The following is a 17,784-nucleotide window of genomic DNA, read 5'->3' as shown; positions in this document are numbered from 1 at the left end:
TGCAACAAACGTCACACACAGGTCCCTGTCTGTGACGGGTTGTCTTATGCCGCCGCAACGTCGTCCAGGAACGTGTCGATCGCACGGCGCATGTCAGAGGTTTCCGCATCCAGCACTTCGGTTGCCTCGGCCATGGAAGAAGCCGACTGGCTGGTGCGTTCGACCGATTCGCGGACACCGCCGATGTTTTCCGCAACCCGTCCTGTTCCGTCAGCAGCTTCCGCAACATTGCGGGAGATTTCCTGTGTAGCTGCACCCTGCTCGTCGACGGCGGCCGCGATCGCGGCGGTGTAGCTGTTGACTTCATCCATGGTGGCGGCGATAGCGCCTATGGATTCAACCGCATCCTTGGTTTCCGCCTGAATGGCCGAAATCTGGGCGCCAATCTCCTCGGTCGCCTTTGAGGTCTGGGTGGCGAGTTCCTTCACTTCTGCGGCAACCACAGCAAAACCCTTGCCTGCTTCGCCTGCGCGTGCCGCCTCGATCGTGGCGTTCAGAGCGAGCAGGTTCGTCTGTTCGGCAATTGCCTGGATCAGCGTGACTACTTCACCGATGCGATTGGCAGCTTCCGCCAGACCAGCCACTTTCCTGTTGCTGGTTTGCGCATTGTCAGTTGCCTGCATCACGATGCTGGTGGTCTGTTCGACCTGACGCGAGATCTCGGCGATCGAGGATGACAGTTCTTCGGCAGCAGAAGCGACCATCTGCACGTTGGACGATGCTGTTTCGGACGCATCGGACACGGAAATCGCGCGGCCGGTGGTATCCTGGGCGACAGATCCCAGCTCTTCCGCAGACCCGCGCATTTCCTCGACCTTGACACTCACCCCATCCAGCTTGGCCGCAACCTCTTCCTGGAAGGCCATGATCCTGTGTTCGATCGTTGCCTGTTTCGCGCGCTCCGTTTCAGCGTGCCTGGAGTTTTCATCCTGCAAGTGGAATGCCTCGGCCTGAGCCCTTTCGGCTTCTTCGCGCGCCTGGTCGGACGCGGTGAAGGCTGCTGCCAGCGAGTTGGTCATCCACCAGAGCGCGCCAACCTCGGCGACAACGATGACGGCATGGAAAACAACGCGCGTGAAATCCGCGCCATTCGGGAACACTGCCCAGGGCATCATGAAATTCAGAGCCAGATGGTGAACGGCAACAACCGCGGCATAGGCAACAAGAGCGCGCCAATCGACCCAGCTTGCCAGAATTGCCAGCACCGCGAAGAAATACATGTGGCCGTCGAGCTGAAACGAGTTCTGTCCGGCAGGCACCGAAAGTGCCGCGACGAACAGCGCGACCAGGCCGGCCAGGGACATTGACGTCGCCAGGCGTGTTTCGGTGCCGGCACCGAATTTAAACCAGGAAAGAGTTGCGGCCACACCAAGCGCGAGTGCCGCACCTGCAACGACAACGAAGGAAACGTTTCCAAACCACCACGCGGTCATCGCAACGAGAGCAACATTGAACCACGTGAAATAGATGACGATCTTTGAAAACCGTTCCCGGAAGCAATCCAGGCCCGAAAGTCCTGCCAAACTATCGCTCATATAGACTTCTCCAGTGAAACACCTGACCAGCGCGCGCATGCATAAGCGATGGCGGTCGAGGCGACAAAACCGGCTCCTGCGCGATAGAGCCGGTCGATAAACTGCGGATCGGGGGATTCGGTCAGCGCCACCCAGGTGCCATCTCGTATGAAAATGATCTGGCCTTCCGCGCCTGCTATTACTTCCATAGCCGGCTTGCCCCAGGGCTTTGCAAATACCGCGACGGGGCCTTTGCCGCCCGGCGCCAGCGACGCAAGCAACATCAGGGAACAACATCCCAGAAAATAGGCTCCCGCGAAGATCTTTGCGGAGCGTGTCATCGAATCAACCCCCGGTACCCCTGTACTCGTGCCGACGATTGCGCGGTAATTTTAATAAATGCTGAATTATCGAAGTTAGAGCATTGAAATCAGTAATTTTTTCAAGAATCAAAGCGTAACGCGAGAAAACCCCGAAACAGATACGAAGTATATCTCTCGTAAAATTTACATATGCCGTGCGGCGAAACAGAAGCGCCGCAGTCACTGGACTGCGGCGCACTCGACTTCAGAAATCGTTTTCAGATCAACGGTCAGCCTGCGGCGGGGCACGCAACGCCGGTTCCCCCTATGCCGCAATATCCGGCAGGATTCCTGGCAAGATATTGCTGATGATAATCTTCAGCAAAATAGAACGTATCCAGTTCCCGGATCTCCGTGGTGATCGAGGCGGAAACACCACCCTGGTTCAGGGCCACCTGGTAGGCATCGCGTGTCTGCTCGGCAAGAACAAGGTCTTCCGGCGAATTGACATAGATTGCCGAGCGGTACTGCGTACCCGTATCGTTGCCCTGACGCATGCCCTGCGTTGGATCGTGACTTTCCCAGAACACCTTCAACAGGTCTTCCAAACGGATCGCATCGGGATCGTAAACGACAAGAACCGCTTCCGTGTGTCCCGTCCGGCCGGAGCAGGTTTCATTGTATGTGGGATTGGCGGTATGACCACCCGCATAACCGACGGCGGTTACATGAACTCCCGGCAGTTGCCAGAACAGCCTTTCGGCCCCCCAGAAGCATCCCATGCCCAAAAGCACGGTCTTCATTCCGTCCGGATAAGGCCCGTTGAGAGACTTTCCGTTCACAAAATGCGCTTCGGACGGCGCGATTGCCACCGTACGCCCCGGCAGGGCCTCTTCCTTTCCGGGCAAGGAGAACTTTTTGGTCAACATGGTCATGAAGGACATTGCGGATCTCCCATAAGAACAGCCCCCTCCCCGGCAAACCAGACAGGGAAGGAGCTCCGTCACAATCATTGACCGCAATGTGGCGCACTCGCGCCGACATTCCAAGAGGCATCACGCAGGAGTGTCCCCTGGCGCGCCTTCAGTCTGTTCCGCCGGCTCCTTCAGGCGAACTGTGTCTGGTAACGCTGGCGCCTCGCGCCGAGCCACAGAAACAGCAAACCGAACGGCGCGAATACTGCCCAGACCGGCCAGGTCATGAGTGTCAGCAACACCGGATCCCAGAGCGCGGGATGGATGTGACGCTCAATGGCAGGCTGAAGGATCGGGAAAGTATCGGGGAAAAGATTGAACAGGAGTTGCCCCAGGGGTTGGAGTTGAACCTGAGACTGGGCAATCGACGTGCTGGCGTCGGAGATGCCGGCAATAATAGCGACGGCAAGCAATGCCAGTCCCGTCAGACGGAATATAAATTTCAATACGCTGAACATTTTGATATCTGACCTTATAAAAATTTTTTTCGTCGAGCACATATTTTGTTCTTCCGCCAGACACATCGAAAAATGGAAAATGCCGGGCGCTGACTTAAGGTAATAGCGCAATTCTATTGTACAAAGATTGACGTACAACACATTCTTGTGAGTTTTCCTGCAACAAATCGGATTTTGGGCCACCGACGATCGTGTCAGAGCCGATTGATCCGAGCCATGTTCCACAGGTTGGCACCCGTTCAAAAAAAACTCGTTCAGGCGCTTGCACTTGACCTATAGCTGAGTATATTGCGCGGCACTCAAGCGGGGCTACGGTGCTGCTTCGGATGGACAGGTGGCCGAGTGGCTGAAGGCGCACGCCTGGAACGCGTGTATACGGGCAACCGTATCGAGGGTTCGAATCCCTCTCTGTCCGCCATATTTTTTTCTAATTCCGTGATTTCATTGTGCTTTTAATTCAAGGCTGATAACAGCCCATCATACAGACCATCACTCAAGTGATTTTTCCACAATTTGTCCAGATTGATTTCATCCCGCGCAATTTCAGTTGCGACTCAGATCATCCACGCTTACCGTTTGCAGCGTGAGTTGTGAGCGAGAAGCTTCCTCCTTCTCGCATCGAACAAAGAGCGCAGGACGTGCTTGCTAATCCAGCCAACCCGTTTGACGGGCCAACGTGGAGGCATGCATGTCTAAGCGACATCAGCGTGATCTTTTTTCAAGCACGCCAGATACCCAGTACAACACGCCGCAGATGCATGGCAGGACGAGCGAGAAAGCTCGGTATTGTGCTTCGACGTGCGCCAAGTCCCAAAAGCAGCGCAAGAAACAATCTGCAAAGGTCCATTTTGAACGCGTTCACTTGAATGTTGAGGACGTGGCCGCCTGGTACAGTGTCAGCGTCCCGACAATTTGGCGGTGGCACAGGATCAACTCTAACTTTCCCCGCGGCCACAAATTGACAGCCGGCTCAACGCGTTGGTTTCGGACTGAACTGGAAGCCTATGACAGGAGCTTACAGGAGAAGACGTCGTGAGCGCGCTCCGGAAGACCAGAGCCCGGCCCCGCGGCAGCAGGCGTTTCCTGGGCAAAGCACGGGCAAATTGGCTCTACACCCAGCCGGAAGTCCAGGTGCTCTTCGATGTTTGCCCTAACACCATCCGCAACTGGCGCCGCAATGGCCTGAGGTCCTACAAGGCCAATGTGCGCTTGTTTCTCGGGCGGGACCTGAACGCGTTTCACAAGCGCCGCTATGAAGACGCCAAACGGCCCTGTCGTCCCGGCGAAGTCTATTGCGTTTGCTGCAAGCAGAAACACCTGCTGCATGAGGTGCCGTTTTCCGTTGATCTCATAGGCCGCTTCCGAACGCGGGTTCTCATGACCTGCCCTGCGACCGGCGGCACCTCTGCAACCTATGTTCGTGAGACCGATCTCACTTCATTGACACAACAATTCAACCACAACTCCAGCCCGATCTCCGACGATTAAAGATTCTTTTGAGACCGCACTGAATTTGCGCATTTGCCGAAAACTGGGAGGCAAGAATTGCAACCGGGGAATCTGGAACTGATCCGCCGCTATCAAATACACATGCTCGAGGCGCGTGGTTTGAGTGCAAAAACCATCGACGCTTATTTACGCCATGTACTCCAATTTGCCGGTGCCATCGGCAACAGGGATTTCAACACCTTGAAACCGGAAGATATCATTCGGTTCAAGATTCAGATTTTCGATCCGAACGCTGAAGACATCCATCCTGACGAATTGGCTCCAAGAACCATTGTACAGACCTTCAACAGCCTCAAAGCTTTCCTGAACTGGCTGAGGGAGCAACCGGGCCACAAAAAACTGGCGCCGGATCTTCCGGACTACTGCAATCCCTCCAGGCGCCTCGCCGCCCTCTCGCGCGTTCAAAACGCCAGACACGTGCCGACCCTGGAGGAGCTCAGGATCATCCTGCGAGCAATGCCGGATCAGTCTTTCAAACAACGGCGCGACCGGGCAGTGATTGCGTTCCTGTTTCTGACCGGCATGCGCGATGGTGCAGTGATCGGCCTGCAGATGAAGCATGTTGATCCAGACGAACGGCACGTCTTTCAGGATCCGCGCGACATACAAACCAAGTTTTCCAAGACGATACCGACCACCTGGTTCCCTGTTGGCAACGACATCGAAGAGATTGTTCAATTCTGGTTTCGCGAACGCTGCGAAGGCGGCGCGACAGACACATCTCCGCTGTTTCCAAGCCTGCGGCAATCGATCGACCGTCAAGGTCTCGTGTCAAAAGAGACCTTTTGGCAATCTGCCGACCCGATCCGGAAACTGGTGCAGCATGCCTGTAAAGCCGCCAATGTTCCCGTCTTTCAGCCACATGCCCTCAGGAAAACACTAACCGCAATGGGAGAAGAGCTCTGTCATTCCATCCAGGAGCTGAAAGCATGGAGTCAGAATCTTGGACACGAAGAGCTTGGCACCACGCTGCAACATTACGGCAAGGTTCCCGAAGCGCGGCAACACGAACTAATCGGAAACATGCGCAATCGAAACCCCCGGCCCGACACACGGCGACTGATCGACAAGCTCGGCCGAATGAGCCCGGACCACGTCAAGCTGTTCGAGAGCCTTATTGACGGGTTCGATCCATTGAAGGTTAACCATCGCTGATTGCGACGTTGAAAGAAAATACTCGTTCCGAGGATGAGATGATCGACATTCGATCAGTCTTGTTCCAACGCCACGAGCCACGACGTATGCTCCCGATGCCTGCCTGGAAGCAACTTCATGGAGTTCACTTTGGCAGCTGTTGTTCCAATCCGGCAGACGGGCGTACCAAGGTTGAACACGGAGATCCGGCGGGCCGCAACATTCATGCCCTGTTAACCGTAGGGCGTGCTGGTGGCTTCCTCGCAAATAAATTCCACCTTCTCAGGAAGCGCGGAAGACTGGTGGTTTCACGGCGAATATTGCGATTCCCACAGTGACGTGAAGTCGCTCGATCACACCAGGGCCATACGTCTCCCCTTGTTTTTTTCGCTATCCTGATTATATCGCCGACGATGAGCAAAACCGCGCGACATTTCAGCAGGATCGCAGCGACGCTATTTTTGGCGTTCGCTTTGATTGCCCTTGCGCGCGCACCGATGCAGCACCAGACGGCCGGAGCCTCCGAGCCGACAACGATGCAAGTCAGCATACCATGTGAGAACATGGCCAAGCATGCTGCCGCCGACGTGCAAGGTGTTACCCACGACCATGGATCCTCCGGAAACGACAGGTGTTGCGGAGGAGCTCTTTGCGCCGGCTATACATTCGATGGCGTCGCCGCTGGTCTTGCCCCTGTCCTGCGTGTCTTGAGCTTTGCGCAGTCGCCACCTGATGTCCTGCATGTGGCAGATATCACTCTCCCCAAACGTCCTCCACGATTCCTCTGAAACGCCATCTCGCGGAATTCCGCGAGCTTTCGTTGTTGAACCGGCCGTCGGCTTGTTGGCGATGGCAAACCAGAGGTTACCATGCGTGGACGCTATTCCGCGCTCAGCATCCTGGCCCTTGCCGCAGGCGTGGCAGGCGGGGTGTTTCTTGAGCGACTTTATCTAAATCCAGCCAACGACGCTGCATCCGGCGAAGCTGACATTCTCTATTGGGTTGCCCCAATGGACCCCAACTTTCGCCAACCGGGTCCCGGCAAATCGCCGATGGGGATGGATCTGGTCCCGGTTTATGCCGGTCAGGAACCATCTGGCGACCCGACCGAGGTGCAGTTATCAGCCGCCGAGATAAATGCAATCGGCGTGCGAACCGCGCTCGCGCGTGTCGGTGAAATCTCCCAACAGATCGAAACGGTCGGGTTCGTCGGTTACGATGAACACCTCACCAGTCACGTGCACACGCGCGTCGACGGATGGATCGAAACTCTCAATGTACGGGCCGTCGGCGATCAGGTGAACAAAGGCGAGGTTCTCTTCGAACTCTTCTCGCCTGAATTCGGTGTCGCCAGTTTCGACTTTCTCCGATCCCTGAACAACGGCAATGGCCTGTCCCTCGAAGCGGCCCGCAACAAGTTGCGGAGCCACGGCGCTTCCGAGGCGCAGATTGCCGAAATTGAAGAAAGTGGCGAAGTCGCCCGAAGCATCAAGGTAGAGGCCCCGCGCGACGGTGTGGTGATTGCCCTGGGGGCCGCTGACGGCATGTTTTTGCAGCCTGGAACCCAGGCCATGTCGATCACCGACCTCAACGAGGTCTGGCTAATCGTTGATGTCTTCGAGCGCGACATCGCCCGGCTGTCGGAAGACATGCGTGCGATTGCCCGTTTCGAACATCTGCCGGGGCAAACCTTTGAAGGTGAGATCGACTACATCTATCCGGAACTGGACCCGCAAACACGGACCCTCCCCGTCCGGCTTCGCTTCGACAACTCCGACGGACATTTGCGACCCAACATGTTCGGTAACGTCACGCTCGTCCCGAACGCGACGCGCACAGCGGTAACCGTGCCGACCGAAGCCATCATTCGCACCGGAGCCGCGGAACGAGCAATCATCAAAGTAGGTGAAGGCACCTTCAAACCCAGGTTGATCACGACAGGCTTGCGCGACAATTTCGGCGATGGTGGGCGGACCGAGGTCGTCCAGGGGCTCGCCCCTGGCGAAGAGGTCGTCGCCTCTGCCCAGTTCCTGATCGACAGCGAGAGCGCGCTCAGCGCCGGTTTGATGCGGATGGCACCGACCAACGAAGCTCCGGCGCGCGGAACTGGTGAGCTTATCGCCCTGGATCGTGCTGCCCGCGTCGCGACCATTCGCCATGACACGCTGGAAAGCCTCGACTGGCCTGCGATGACGTCCCGCTTTCCAATTCAGTCCGGGGTCGCACTTCAGAGATTGAACGAGGGACAACAGGTCGCCTTTCGTGCGGCCCGTGGTGCAGATGGCCTACTGGGCCTGATTGAGCTCGGCGGAGATGACGGCATCGACGCGACCGGCACCGGTATGGTGCTCGCAGTCACACAGGACGGCAAGCTGACGCTGGATCACGGACCCATTCCGGAACTTGGATGGCCCGCGATGCAGATGGATCTCGATGCTGCCGGTCTTGATCCGAGCTCAGTTCCGTTGGACGTCCCGGTGGAGTTTGATCTGTCCAAGGATGACGGTGGACTGTTCTCAATTGTTGCTGTGCGTGAAGCAGGTGGCGAAAACGATACATCTCCGTCCCCCAAACAGGATGAGCCGACCGCGTCCCCTCCGATCGTGGTGTCGGGGACGATCGACTCCGTCGATCCCAATGCCGGCAAGGCCACCATCACGCATGGGCCTATCGCTGAGATCGGCATGCCAGGCATGACCATGGACTTCGCCGTAAACGAGGGTCTGGACCTTGAAGCACTGCCGCTTGGCACGGAGACATCTCTGACGTTCGACCGTCCGGATGGACTGACAATGGTGTTAGCAAAAGCAGATCTGGTGGCTCCTCCGATTGAGGTTCGCGGCACCGTCAACACCGTCGACAAAGACGCCAGAACCGCGAACATCACGCATGGCCTGATAACAGAAATCGGTATGCCAGGCATGACCATGGTCTTCGAAGTCGATAAAGGTCTGGACCTTGAAACGCTCCCGCTTGGCGCTGAAACATCGCTGACCTTCGAGCGCCCGGATGGCCTGACGATGGTTCTCGCAAAAGCTGAGCCCACAACTCCGCCCATGGAAGTGCGCGGCACAATAAACACGGTTGATGCAGATGCCAGAACAGCCAACATCACGCACGGTCCGATGGCGGAAATCGGCATGCCCGGCATGACAATGGACTTTGCCGTCGATGCAGCACTCGATCCGAATGATCTGCCTTTGAGCCGTGAGACGACGCTGCTGCTCCGGCGCAATCCGGACTTCTCAATGACCTTGATTGGCTTGCGCCAAGAGGAGGCCATGTGATGATAGCTGCCATAATTCGCGCCTCCATCGCAAACAGGATCATCATGCTGGCCGTTGCCGCTATGATCGCTGTTGCAGGAATCTGGGCCGTTCGCGAAACACCCGTCGACGCGATCCCCGATCTTTCCGACGTCCAGGTTATCGTCCGCACTCCTTATCCGGGACAGGCCCCGCAAGTCGTGGAAGATCAGATCACCTTTCCCCTTGCCTCTGCCATGCTCGCAGTTCCAGGAGCAAGTGATGTGCGCGGGTTTTCCTTCTTCGGTGACAGTTACGTCTACATCGTCTTCGAGGACGGTACGGACCTCTATTGGGCCAGAACCCGCGTCCTGGAATATCTCGGCCAGATCACGGCAAACCTGCCGGAGGAGGTTTCTCCGCAGCTCGGACCGGATGCCACCGGTGTTGGCTGGATCTACCAGTACGCCTTGATCGATCGGACAGGCAATCACGACCTGTCTCAACTCAGGGCCCTTCAGGACTGGTTCTTGAAATACGAACTGCAAACCGTCGACGGCGTTTCGGAAGTCGCCACCATCGGAGGCATGGTCAGACAGTATCAGGTGGTCGTCGATCCGAACAAACTCAGAGCCTATGACATAACGTTGGCGCAGATCCGCAATGCCATGCAGGCGGCCAACCGGGAGACCGGGGGGAGCGTGATCGAGATGGGCGAAGCGGAGTTCATGGTTCGCTCCACCGGCTATGTCGACGGACTGGCGGATCTTGCAAAGGCCCCGTTAATGGTCAATGACCGGGGAGCTGCCCTGACACTGGGGGACGTTGCCGAAATCCGTTTCGGACCGGAGATGCGCCGGGGCGTCGGTGAATTCGGCGGCGAAGGCGATGCGGTCGGTGGGGTTGTGATCCTGCGCTGGGGTGGAAATGCGCTTGCCACGATCAAGGCCATCGAAACCCGGATCGGGGAGTTGCGCGGAAGCCTGCCGGAGGGTGTCGAAATCGTGACCACTTACGACCGCTCCGGTGTCATCGAACGAGCGATCGACAATCTTCAGAAAAAACTGACGGAAGAGTTCATCGTCGTGGTTCTGGTCTGTGCAGCCTTCCTTCTGCACATACGGTCTTCCCTTGTTATTCTCGTTTCCCTTCCGCTCGGCATCGCGGCCGCTTTCATCATCATGAAGCTGCAAGGCGTGAACGCCAACATCATGTCACTTGGCGGAATTGCCATTGCCATCGGCGCGATGGTGGACGCAGCGATTGTCATGATCGAGGCGATGCACCGGCGCATTGAAAACGAAAAGCTGACAAAGGAAAACCGATGGCGAATTGTCAGTGAATGTGCCTCTGAGGTCGGACCCGCCCTGTTCTTCTCACTTGCAATCATCACGGTCAGCTTTCTTCCCGTCTTTGTGCTGGAAAGCCAGGAAGGACGATTGTTCAAACCGCTTGCTTTCACAAAGACCTATGCGATGGCAGCGGCGGCGATACTGTCGATCACGCTCGTACCCGTTTTGATGGGTTACTTCGTTCGGGGCCGTATCCTGCCGGAAAGCAAGAACCCGCTGAACCGGATCGTCATATGGCTTTACCGGCCGTTTCTGGACGCGGCCGTCGCCTGGCCGTGGGCGACAACACTTCTGGCAGCGGCACTTGTTGCATCCATGTGGTGGCCGTTGCAACGGATCGGTACCGAATTCATGCCGGAGCTCAACGAAGGTGACTTCCTCTATATGCCTACGCTTTACCCAGGCGTTTCCATCGGCAAGGCAAGGGAGGTGCTTCAGCAGTCGGATCGTCTGATTGCAACTGTTCCGGAGGTTCTGACCGTACACGGCAAGCTGGGCCGGGCGGAAACCGCTACCGATCCGGCACCGCTGACGATGATCGAGACAACCATCCAGTTGAAGCCGCAATCCGAATGGCGACCTGACATGACAATGGACGGTATTCGAGACGAGCTGGACAAGGCCGTTCAGATCCCGGGCGTCACAAATGTCTGGATCCAGCCGATCAAGAACCGCATCGACATGTTGGCGACCGGTATCAAAACCCCTGTCGGGGTCAAGATCACCGGGACGGACCTGGGGGTGATCGAACAGATCGGCATCGAGGTCGAGGCAGCTGTCGCGGGCATCGGGGGAACAGCGTCCGCTTATGCGGAACGGCCAGTTGGTGGCCGGTTTATCGAAATCGATGTCAATCGGGACGCCGCGGCGCGTTTCATGATGAGCGTTCGTGATATTCAGGACGTGGTGCAAACCGCGATTGGCGGGATGCAGGTTTCAGAGTCCGTGGAAGGGCTTGAACGTTTTCCCATCAACTTGCGCTATCCGCAGGATTGGCGGAACAGTCCTGAAAGGTTGAGAGACCTTCCGGTGGTCACCCCATCCGGTGCTCATATACCTCTCGGGGCTCTTGCAGAGATTCGCGTCGTGGACGGCCCGGGCATGATCCGATCGGAGAACGCCAGAAGAACCGGCTTTGTCTTCATTGATATCGCCGGGCGGGACCTTGGGGGCTATGTCACCGAGGCGCAGCAGGTGGTCGCGCAAAATGTGCAGTTGCCGCCCGGCTATTCGATCGCCTGGTCAGGCCAGTACGAGTACATCCAGCGAATGCAGGAGCGGCTCAAGCTGGTGGCTCCTGCAACCCTCCTGATCATCACCTTGATGCTCTTCATGGCGTTCAACCGCGTCATTGAGGTCGGGATCATCATGGCGGCCCTGCCGGTCGCCCTGGCGGGTGGCGTCTGGTTTCTCTGGTACCTGAACTTCGACATGTCCGTGGCCGTAATCGTCGGTTTCATCGCACTTGCCGGTGTCGCCGTGGAAACGGCAATCGTCATGCTGCTCTATCTAAACCTTGCTTGGAACAAGCGGAAGAAAGCGGCAGCCAGCGAAGCCCGCGTCATGACAACGCAGGATGTCGAGGATGTCGTCTTTGAAGGCGCCCTTTTGCGCGTGCGGCCAAAGGTGATGACCGTTGCGACGATCTTCGCTGGCCTGATCCCGATCATGTACGGGGACGGAACAGGTTCGGAGATAATGCAGAGAATCGCTGCGCCGATGGTCGGCGGAATGGCAACGGCAACTCTTCTGACCCTGTTCGTCATTCCGGCAATTTTCGTGATCTGGAAGCGTCTTGCGCTCAAGCGCGTCAATCGTGAGCTCAGAGCGAACACCCCGGAAGCAGGCGCGGTCGTGCCCGCTGAATAACCACTTGATCATACCGAGAACCAGAGAAAGGACACGCAATGAACCTGATCAAATCCCTGACACTCGCCGCCTTTATGGCAGCCAGCACTGCACCTGTGGCGTTTGCCGACGCCAAACACGGCTCCGACCATTCGGGAATGGATCATTCCAATATGACAATGAACGCCGAGCAGATGGAGGGGGCTGTCCACACGAAGGCTGTCGTCAACTCTATCGGCGAAGGCACGGCAAATGTCAGCCACGAACCGATCCCGGAAATCGGCTGGCCGGCTATGACCATGGACCTGCCGTTGCTCGAAGGTTCCCAGACCATGGGTGCTGTCAACGCTGGCGACAGCGTCACGCTGATGCTGGTGAAGGGGGACGATGGTCTCTACGCCATCGGCGCTATTATGCCAAACTGATCAGCCTCGGCCAATTGCTTCCCGGATCGATCGGTCCGGGAGGCAGCGCCTGGCGAAAAGCAAATCTTACGAAACAACTGAAAGCTCATCGGTGAGAACATGAAACCAGGCAGCGCTTCCCTCGCATTGGTTCTTGCAAGTCTGCTGACAACAGGCGCTCCCCTGACTGCCGTGGCAGGGTTCCACCAGCCGCAAAGCGTTTTCCTGCCTCAACAGGCGCCAGTGAATATGGATCATTCCGTGCTTGAACAACGAGGCGCACAATTGGTTGGTGCGTTCCATCTTCGCGGCGTCGTTAACTCGTTGTCAGAGGGAACCGTCAACGTGAGACACGAGGCTAATCAAAGGATTGGTTGGCCGGCGATGACCATGGACCTGCCCCTCGCCCCCTATGTCACGGTCACACCCGGCGTTGAACCTGGAATGCCGGTAACTCTGATGCTGACCATGAGCGATCTTGGCAGCTATCGAGTCTCTTCGATTGTAGCCGACGAACCAACTGATGACACACCTGAAGCGAACCCGGACAGCGCCCCGCCTACGGATGACGGCGTGCCGGTGTTTTAGGATCAACGCAGCAAAGAAAATCAAATTACGCCAGAAGAAGGGTGGCGACGACTTACAGCCAGTCATCACACATTACGCTCTTTCGATTCAAAAGACTAAAACTGCGATTCAAGCGTGGAAAAATTCTCGATGAGCCGGAGCGCATGTCTCGAAAACAGCCAACATGTGATTTCCGTTACGGCAATATGAGCTTCAACTGCTACCGTCGAAATTTGAAAAGGTCTTTGGCCATCTGAATACACATGACATTGGGGGTCGTTCATGCCGGTTATCATCTATGCTCCAACCGCATCCAGTGAACGTAACTTGAAGCAGATCCTGAGAAGACTGTTTTCGAACTGCGTGACTTACCAGGATCTGCGAGACAACCATCAGCATCTGGTGACGCTTGTTCGACCGCCTCACATCGACGTCCGAATCCAGGGCATGATACGGCTATTCGAATTCAACAATCCCAAGCAACATTTTGCATCGGTCGTCGCATCGGTCGCGAAGGTGCTCGCGGAATGTCACTGGGAAGCCCATACGGAAAAGGTCGGCGATATCCTTCAGGCAATCGATGCCTATTCCGAAGTCCTCGTGTATCTCAACGGCAGCAATTTTTCCGTCACGCGGTTCAGGCCGCATCCGCATCCACATATGCGCACCCGCGGGTTCCTGATCGCAACCGGAGGAGGCTTGCCTGGCGGCGGCATCGTACGCGTCGGATCCGGGAACGAGCTTTACTCGCGCCTATATGGCCATGCGGGCCGACAGCTCATGCGCACCGGTGACGAAGCTCTCATCAATGGCGTTATCAATTTGGGTGTGAATGTCGGGACCGGCATGATCTTGTCGCGGTTGCTTGGCGCAACTGGCCTGATATCCCAAGCGGACGCCGGAGCACTTTGGAGAGGCTTCAGCTTGTTACGGCAAGGTACTGCCGCTGCTACTGCCGGTCGCTAATTTGCGTCAATGCCTGGAAACTACTGAGAGCGGATTGGGCCGAACGCCATTCCTTACATCTGGCTCGAGAATTAGCCTGCGATTGCCAACCAGCAAACCATTCACCCAACCGAAAACTGACCCATCATTCCGTTGTCCTCGTGTTCGAGAATGTGACAGTGGAACATGAATGGTTTGTCCGGTCTGGCCGGCTTATCGAACGACATTTTTAGCTCAACGCTTCCAGACACCAGAACGGTGTCTTTCCAGCCGGCATATTCTGGTCGTGGATCGCTACCATTTTCCGAAACCACCTGAAATCGTGTACCGTGGACGTGGAAAGGATGGCTCAACATTTCCGACCGGATGAACCATCTTTCGGTAGATCCGATCGGAACGGAAAAGTTTAGTTTGTCTATTTCGTAAGCCTTGTTGTTGATGGCGAATAGAGGAATTTCACTCTGGCCACTCCGCATCATCCTTCTCATCCCCATGTTGAGGGTCAGAGAACGTGTCCTTCCACTTTCCCTGTCTTGGACGATCGAGTTGCCATCCAATTCATCTGGTATTTTGGTGACGCGTGCCGGAATACGATCATCAACGGCAATCGACAGTATGGGGAATGACGAGATGAACAGAGTGTCGTAAAGCCCACGGACCCGACCCATCATTCCGGCGGGCCCCTGGTTCGGATCGTCTCTGCTATAAATTGTAATTGGGTTGCCGTCTGAAAAGTCGATCAAGACCTCGGCACGCTCACCAGGAGAAAGAGTGAGGCCGTTCAGTTCGATCGGGTTAGGTACATAGCCGCCATCGGTTGCAATTAGCTGCATGGGCCTGCCATCGTCAATGAACAGCTCATAGATGCGTGCATTTGATCCGTTCAATAGACGAAGCCTTGCTATGCCCTTTGGCACCATCGCCACAGCATCGATCTGGCCATTTACCGTTACCACCTCTCCTGTGAATCCGTGCATCAGATCCATCATACCGAGATCGTAGGAAAGTTTTCCGTCCGAACCGAAACGTCGATCCTGAAACACCAGCGCCAGATCATCTGTTCCGTATGAATTCGGTAGACCTCTTTCCCCATCCATACCGTCCGTCAAGATCATCATGCCAGCCAGCCCGTGATAAACCTGCACCGCAGTTCGCCGATGGCTGTGTGAGTGGTACCAAAGGGTCGAGGGCTGCTGGTTAACGTTCAAGTCCACCGACCATGAGTCTCCAGGCGCAATTGGTTGATGCGGACCTCCGTCCTGGTCACCCGAAACCATCAAACCATGCCAATGCACGCTGATGTCTTCGTTCAGTGCGTTTTCGACGCGTGCGCGTGTTTCACCTTGTTTCAAAAGGACGGTTGGGCCGAGATAAGATTGATCAAAACCTGCCGTTGATGATTCGACACCGGTACCGAACGCATGGGTTCCGTATTTAGCGCGCAACTTGAACTCACTGTTTCGGGTAGCATCCAGGAGCGGTGGGTAGCTCAATCTTGGCCTGCTTGCCAGAGCCAACTCATTTGTTTTCCCGGGCCGATTGCCTACCCAGATCGCTGTTCCCGCAGTCATTGCGGCGACTGTTCCACTCAAGAACAAACTACGTCGACTTATCATTTTCTCTCTCGACCAAACTACGCTATTTAAAGAACCGTCACGCTCATGCTCAAAGGTATTTTCCTGTTTCCCTGCCCAGAAACTCATTCGAGGCAGAATATCCGAGGGACTTGCTTCCGACTGCGGACAAAAGCGCGACACAATCAAGACTTCGTCGCAAAAACACCGCTACAGGCAATCCGTGAAGTCGCAATCGCCCGTCTTCTGGCCAAATACACCAGCATTATCAGTCCAGTGCTGGGAAATAGCCTGGCAACTCCGGGACGATCTCGTTCATAAAGGACTGTAGCCTTTCGTCGGCTTCAGCTTCACTTTCCGCATTTCCTATCGGAGTAACGAGCCGAACCAGTCCGCCATCAGTGCGCTTGCCAAGCACAGAATCCCAAGCGACAACGAATTTTGCCTCAAAGTCATTGACGATCCTGCGCCCGCGCTGTTCGAACCAGTAGTATACCAATTGCCGTTGTAGACCCAGTTGTATGACAGCGCGGTTTACTGTGAAGCTAATCTCCTCTTCTCCGGTTACAACGCTGACTGGTTTCTGTTCCCAATCTGATACTTCCCAACCGCCACCGGGTAGACACACCTCCGGAGAGTGAATTCCAGACCCGTGCGTTTGCGAGTCATAATACGTCAGTAACAAGTTGATGTTATTTTGATTGTTACTGTAGTCTGCGACCAGGTATTCGTCTGCACCAAGTACTCGCTCCACATCGCTATCCAAAATAGTAGACACCCCTTGCCTACCGTCAATACTCAGCGGGAAGAGACCCAGCGGCAATCTGTCAACTTCAAAATCGGATGCGTGCTTAGGGGCCATCTGCCAGGCAATCCCAGCGGCAAGCACGCAAATGGTTACAACCATGAAGGGTCGATTGACGTTTAGAGAAGGGAGTTTCTTTAATGGGCCCAACATTCCTTGGTAGTCCATACCGATAATGTATTTAGGGCGTTTTCGTCCAAAGGAGAAATATCGAGACAGAATCCACGCAAAAAGATACAGAATAACTGTGCACGCGATAAATATAATCCAGCCTTCAAAGAAATGAATAAATCCTTCAGCTTGTTCGATACCATAGTAGTTGACCAGAACACCGATCATTCCAACTCGAAAACTGTTCATGAGCACGGTTACAGGAATTGTTGCCAGAAATATCAGAACTCTATGCCAGTTCGGACCGTTGTAAAGAACCGCCATGAGCCAGCCAAAGCTAAACAATGGAAACAAATAGCGCAGACCACTACATGCCTCTGCAACGAGTAATTTGTATTCTCCAAGATCAATAACTGTGCCATCGAGATATACTGGAATATTCATGACTTGAATTACTGCAACGCCGAGTTCGGCTGAAACAGCTTGAAGATCCGTAGAAACCTTAAGGTAAATGAACTGCGGCAAAGGCAGCATGAATATCAAATGTAACCAACCTGGCCAGAATCGGAATCCTTGACGAGTTCCTGCGAGAAGAAGAATCAAAGCACCTATGTAAAGAATAAATCCGTAGGTGATGATGTCCGGGATCCGAACAAGGTTTCCGACAAATCCTATCAAGATTGAAACGAAGAAAATGACCAGTCCAACCGTCCGGGGACCGTGGTCGACCTTTACCGGATGACGATTAATCTCCAACAAAGTCATGTAGCTGGTAATTAGCGGTACAAGAGGACCGTAGCTGTATTCTGGCTTGGCCCATGCGGCTCCCAAAGAAATCAATCCATCCCAAAAAAACAGAGCAGCGCCGAGTGACGCTACCAAAAGCCAGAGGATCACATTGGTGGCCAAAACGGTCCTGTCAACCTGTGAACCATGATCGTTGGTGCGGGCCGCAATAGTCATGATTTGTCTCCCAAATTACTTGTATGAAACCAATAGCTTTCCAGTCTTCAATTCCTTTAAGTGCCGTCGCTTGCGCGCT

At 55.4% G+C, this 17,784-nt stretch carries 14 protein-coding genes and 1 tRNA gene; 9 read left to right on the top strand and 6 right to left on the bottom strand.

All coding sequences use genetic code 11. The features are described 5' to 3' along the window. Positions 1-44 precede the first annotated feature (44 nt). The 4 genes from ACO6TI_RS10870 to ACO6TI_RS10855 all read right to left on the bottom strand — a co-directional run bounded on the left by ACO6TI_RS10870 (position 45) and on the right by ACO6TI_RS10855 (position 3,248). Positions 45-1,535: a methyl-accepting chemotaxis protein gene (locus tag ACO6TI_RS10870; RefSeq protein WP_055120152.1), complete on the bottom strand. Its 1,491-nt coding sequence runs from the start codon at positions 1,533-1,535 to the stop codon at positions 45-47. Then, complete coding sequence (locus ACO6TI_RS10865; RefSeq protein ID WP_209013517.1) at positions 1,532-1,855, bottom strand: hypothetical protein; 324 nt, start codon at positions 1,853-1,855, stop codon at positions 1,532-1,534. The genes ACO6TI_RS10870 and ACO6TI_RS10865 overlap by 4 nt, the downstream gene beginning before the upstream one ends. A 251-nt stretch (positions 1,856-2,106) precedes the next feature. Further along, on the bottom strand, positions 2,107-2,760 hold the full coding sequence (msrA, locus tag ACO6TI_RS10860; protein WP_104704659.1) for a peptide-methionine (S)-S-oxide reductase MsrA: 654 nt from the start codon (positions 2,758-2,760) through the stop codon (positions 2,107-2,109). A 161-nt stretch (positions 2,761-2,921) separates the two neighbouring features. Beyond that, positions 2,922-3,248 carry a hypothetical protein gene (locus tag ACO6TI_RS10855; protein ID WP_063832831.1) on the bottom strand — a complete coding sequence of 109 codons (327 nt, stop codon included), beginning with the start codon at positions 3,246-3,248 and terminating at the stop codon, positions 2,922-2,924. A 328-nt stretch (positions 3,249-3,576) separates the two neighbouring features. On the opposite strand from ACO6TI_RS10855, the gene ACO6TI_RS10850 reads away from it, so the two are divergent. The 9 genes from ACO6TI_RS10850 to ACO6TI_RS10810 all read left to right on the top strand — a co-directional run bounded on the left by ACO6TI_RS10850 (position 3,577) and on the right by ACO6TI_RS10810 (position 14,273). Beyond that, positions 3,577-3,666, top strand: a tRNA-Ser gene (locus ACO6TI_RS10850). 614 nt (positions 3,667-4,280) lie between these two features. Beyond that, a complete protein-coding gene (locus tag ACO6TI_RS10845; RefSeq protein ID WP_104704658.1) occupies positions 4,281-4,736 on the top strand; it encodes a helix-turn-helix domain-containing protein in 456 nt (151 codons plus the stop codon). A gap of 57 nt (positions 4,737-4,793) precedes the next feature. Further along, a complete protein-coding gene (locus ACO6TI_RS10840; protein ID WP_104704657.1) occupies positions 4,794-5,912 on the top strand; it encodes a tyrosine-type recombinase/integrase in 1,119 nt (372 codons plus the stop codon). A gap of 542 nt (positions 5,913-6,454) precedes the next feature. Continuing rightward, positions 6,455-6,679 carry a hypothetical protein gene (locus ACO6TI_RS10835; RefSeq protein ID WP_158705631.1) on the top strand — a complete coding sequence of 75 codons (225 nt, stop codon included), beginning with the start codon at positions 6,455-6,457 and terminating at the stop codon, positions 6,677-6,679. Positions 6,680-6,760: 81 nt separating this feature from the next. Next, the gene (locus ACO6TI_RS10830) at positions 6,761-9,178 is read left to right on the top strand and encodes an efflux RND transporter periplasmic adaptor subunit (RefSeq protein WP_104704655.1); all 2,418 of its coding nucleotides are present in this window, start codon (positions 6,761-6,763) and stop codon (positions 9,176-9,178) included. Next, a complete protein-coding gene (locus ACO6TI_RS10825) occupies positions 9,178-12,357 on the top strand; it encodes a CusA/CzcA family heavy metal efflux RND transporter (RefSeq protein WP_104704654.1) in 3,180 nt (1,059 codons plus the stop codon). The genes ACO6TI_RS10830 and ACO6TI_RS10825 overlap by 1 nt, the downstream gene beginning before the upstream one ends. 38 nt (positions 12,358-12,395) lie before the next feature. Further along, entirely contained in the window at positions 12,396-12,761 is a 366-nt protein-coding gene (locus tag ACO6TI_RS10820) for a copper-binding protein (protein WP_104704653.1), read from the top strand. Positions 12,762-12,860: 99 nt separating this feature from the next. Beyond that, positions 12,861-13,328 carry a copper-binding protein gene (locus tag ACO6TI_RS10815; RefSeq protein ID WP_104704652.1) on the top strand — a complete coding sequence of 156 codons (468 nt, stop codon included), beginning with the start codon at positions 12,861-12,863 and terminating at the stop codon, positions 13,326-13,328. A 261-nt stretch (positions 13,329-13,589) separates the two neighbouring features. Then, entirely contained in the window at positions 13,590-14,273 is a 684-nt protein-coding gene (locus tag ACO6TI_RS10810; protein WP_104704651.1) for a hypothetical protein, read from the top strand. Between the two features lie 101 nt (positions 14,274-14,374). Here the strand turns inward: ACO6TI_RS10810 and ACO6TI_RS10805 are convergent, their stop codons facing one another. Together ACO6TI_RS10805 and xrtD are read right to left on the bottom strand one after the other, a co-directional pair. Next, entirely contained in the window at positions 14,375-15,955 is a 1,581-nt protein-coding gene (locus ACO6TI_RS10805) for a multicopper oxidase domain-containing protein (protein WP_196905409.1), read from the bottom strand. 139 nt (positions 15,956-16,094) lie between these two features. Next, positions 16,095-17,705 carry a VPLPA-CTERM-specific exosortase XrtD gene (gene xrtD, locus ACO6TI_RS10800; RefSeq protein ID WP_422384929.1) on the bottom strand — a complete coding sequence of 537 codons (1,611 nt, stop codon included), beginning with the start codon at positions 17,703-17,705 and terminating at the stop codon, positions 16,095-16,097. Positions 17,706-17,784 lie beyond the last annotated feature (79 nt).

The sequence above is a fragment of the Roseibium album genome (genome assembly GCF_965233825.1).
Classification (GTDB): Bacteria; Pseudomonadota; Alphaproteobacteria; order Rhizobiales; family Stappiaceae; genus Roseibium; species Roseibium album.
This window is presented reverse-complemented; position numbering and strand designations above follow the sequence as displayed.

What these genes read in the sequence shown, in the direction of transcription:
- ACO6TI_RS10870 (WP_055120152.1), bottom strand. Translation starts at nt 1,535, where the DNA reads ATGAGCGATAGTTTGGCAGGACTTTCGGGCCTGGATTGCTTCCGGGAA.
- ACO6TI_RS10865 (WP_209013517.1), bottom strand. Translation starts at nt 1,855, where the DNA reads ATGACACGCTCCGCAAAGATCTTCGCGGGAGCCTATTTTCTGGGATGT.
- msrA (WP_104704659.1), bottom strand. Translation starts at nt 2,760, where the DNA reads ATGTCCTTCATGACCATGTTGACCAAAAAGTTCTCCTTGCCCGGAAAG.
- ACO6TI_RS10855 (WP_063832831.1), bottom strand. Translation starts at nt 3,248, where the DNA reads ATGTTCAGCGTATTGAAATTTATATTCCGTCTGACGGGACTGGCATTG.
- ACO6TI_RS10835 (WP_158705631.1), top strand. Translation starts at nt 6,455, where the DNA reads ATGGCCAAGCATGCTGCCGCCGACGTGCAAGGTGTTACCCACGACCAT.
- ACO6TI_RS10830 (WP_104704655.1), top strand. Translation starts at nt 6,761, where the DNA reads ATGCGTGGACGCTATTCCGCGCTCAGCATCCTGGCCCTTGCCGCAGGC.
- ACO6TI_RS10825 (WP_104704654.1), top strand. Translation starts at nt 9,178, where the DNA reads ATGATAGCTGCCATAATTCGCGCCTCCATCGCAAACAGGATCATCATG.
- ACO6TI_RS10820 (WP_104704653.1), top strand. Translation starts at nt 12,396, where the DNA reads ATGAACCTGATCAAATCCCTGACACTCGCCGCCTTTATGGCAGCCAGC.
- ACO6TI_RS10815 (WP_104704652.1), top strand. Translation starts at nt 12,861, where the DNA reads ATGAAACCAGGCAGCGCTTCCCTCGCATTGGTTCTTGCAAGTCTGCTG.
- ACO6TI_RS10810 (WP_104704651.1), top strand. Translation starts at nt 13,590, where the DNA reads ATGCCGGTTATCATCTATGCTCCAACCGCATCCAGTGAACGTAACTTG.
- ACO6TI_RS10805 (WP_196905409.1), bottom strand. Translation starts at nt 15,955, where the DNA reads ATGAGTTTCTGGGCAGGGAAACAGGAAAATACCTTTGAGCATGAGCGT.
- xrtD (WP_422384929.1), bottom strand. Translation starts at nt 17,705, where the DNA reads ATGACTATTGCGGCCCGCACCAACGATCATGGTTCACAGGTTGACAGG.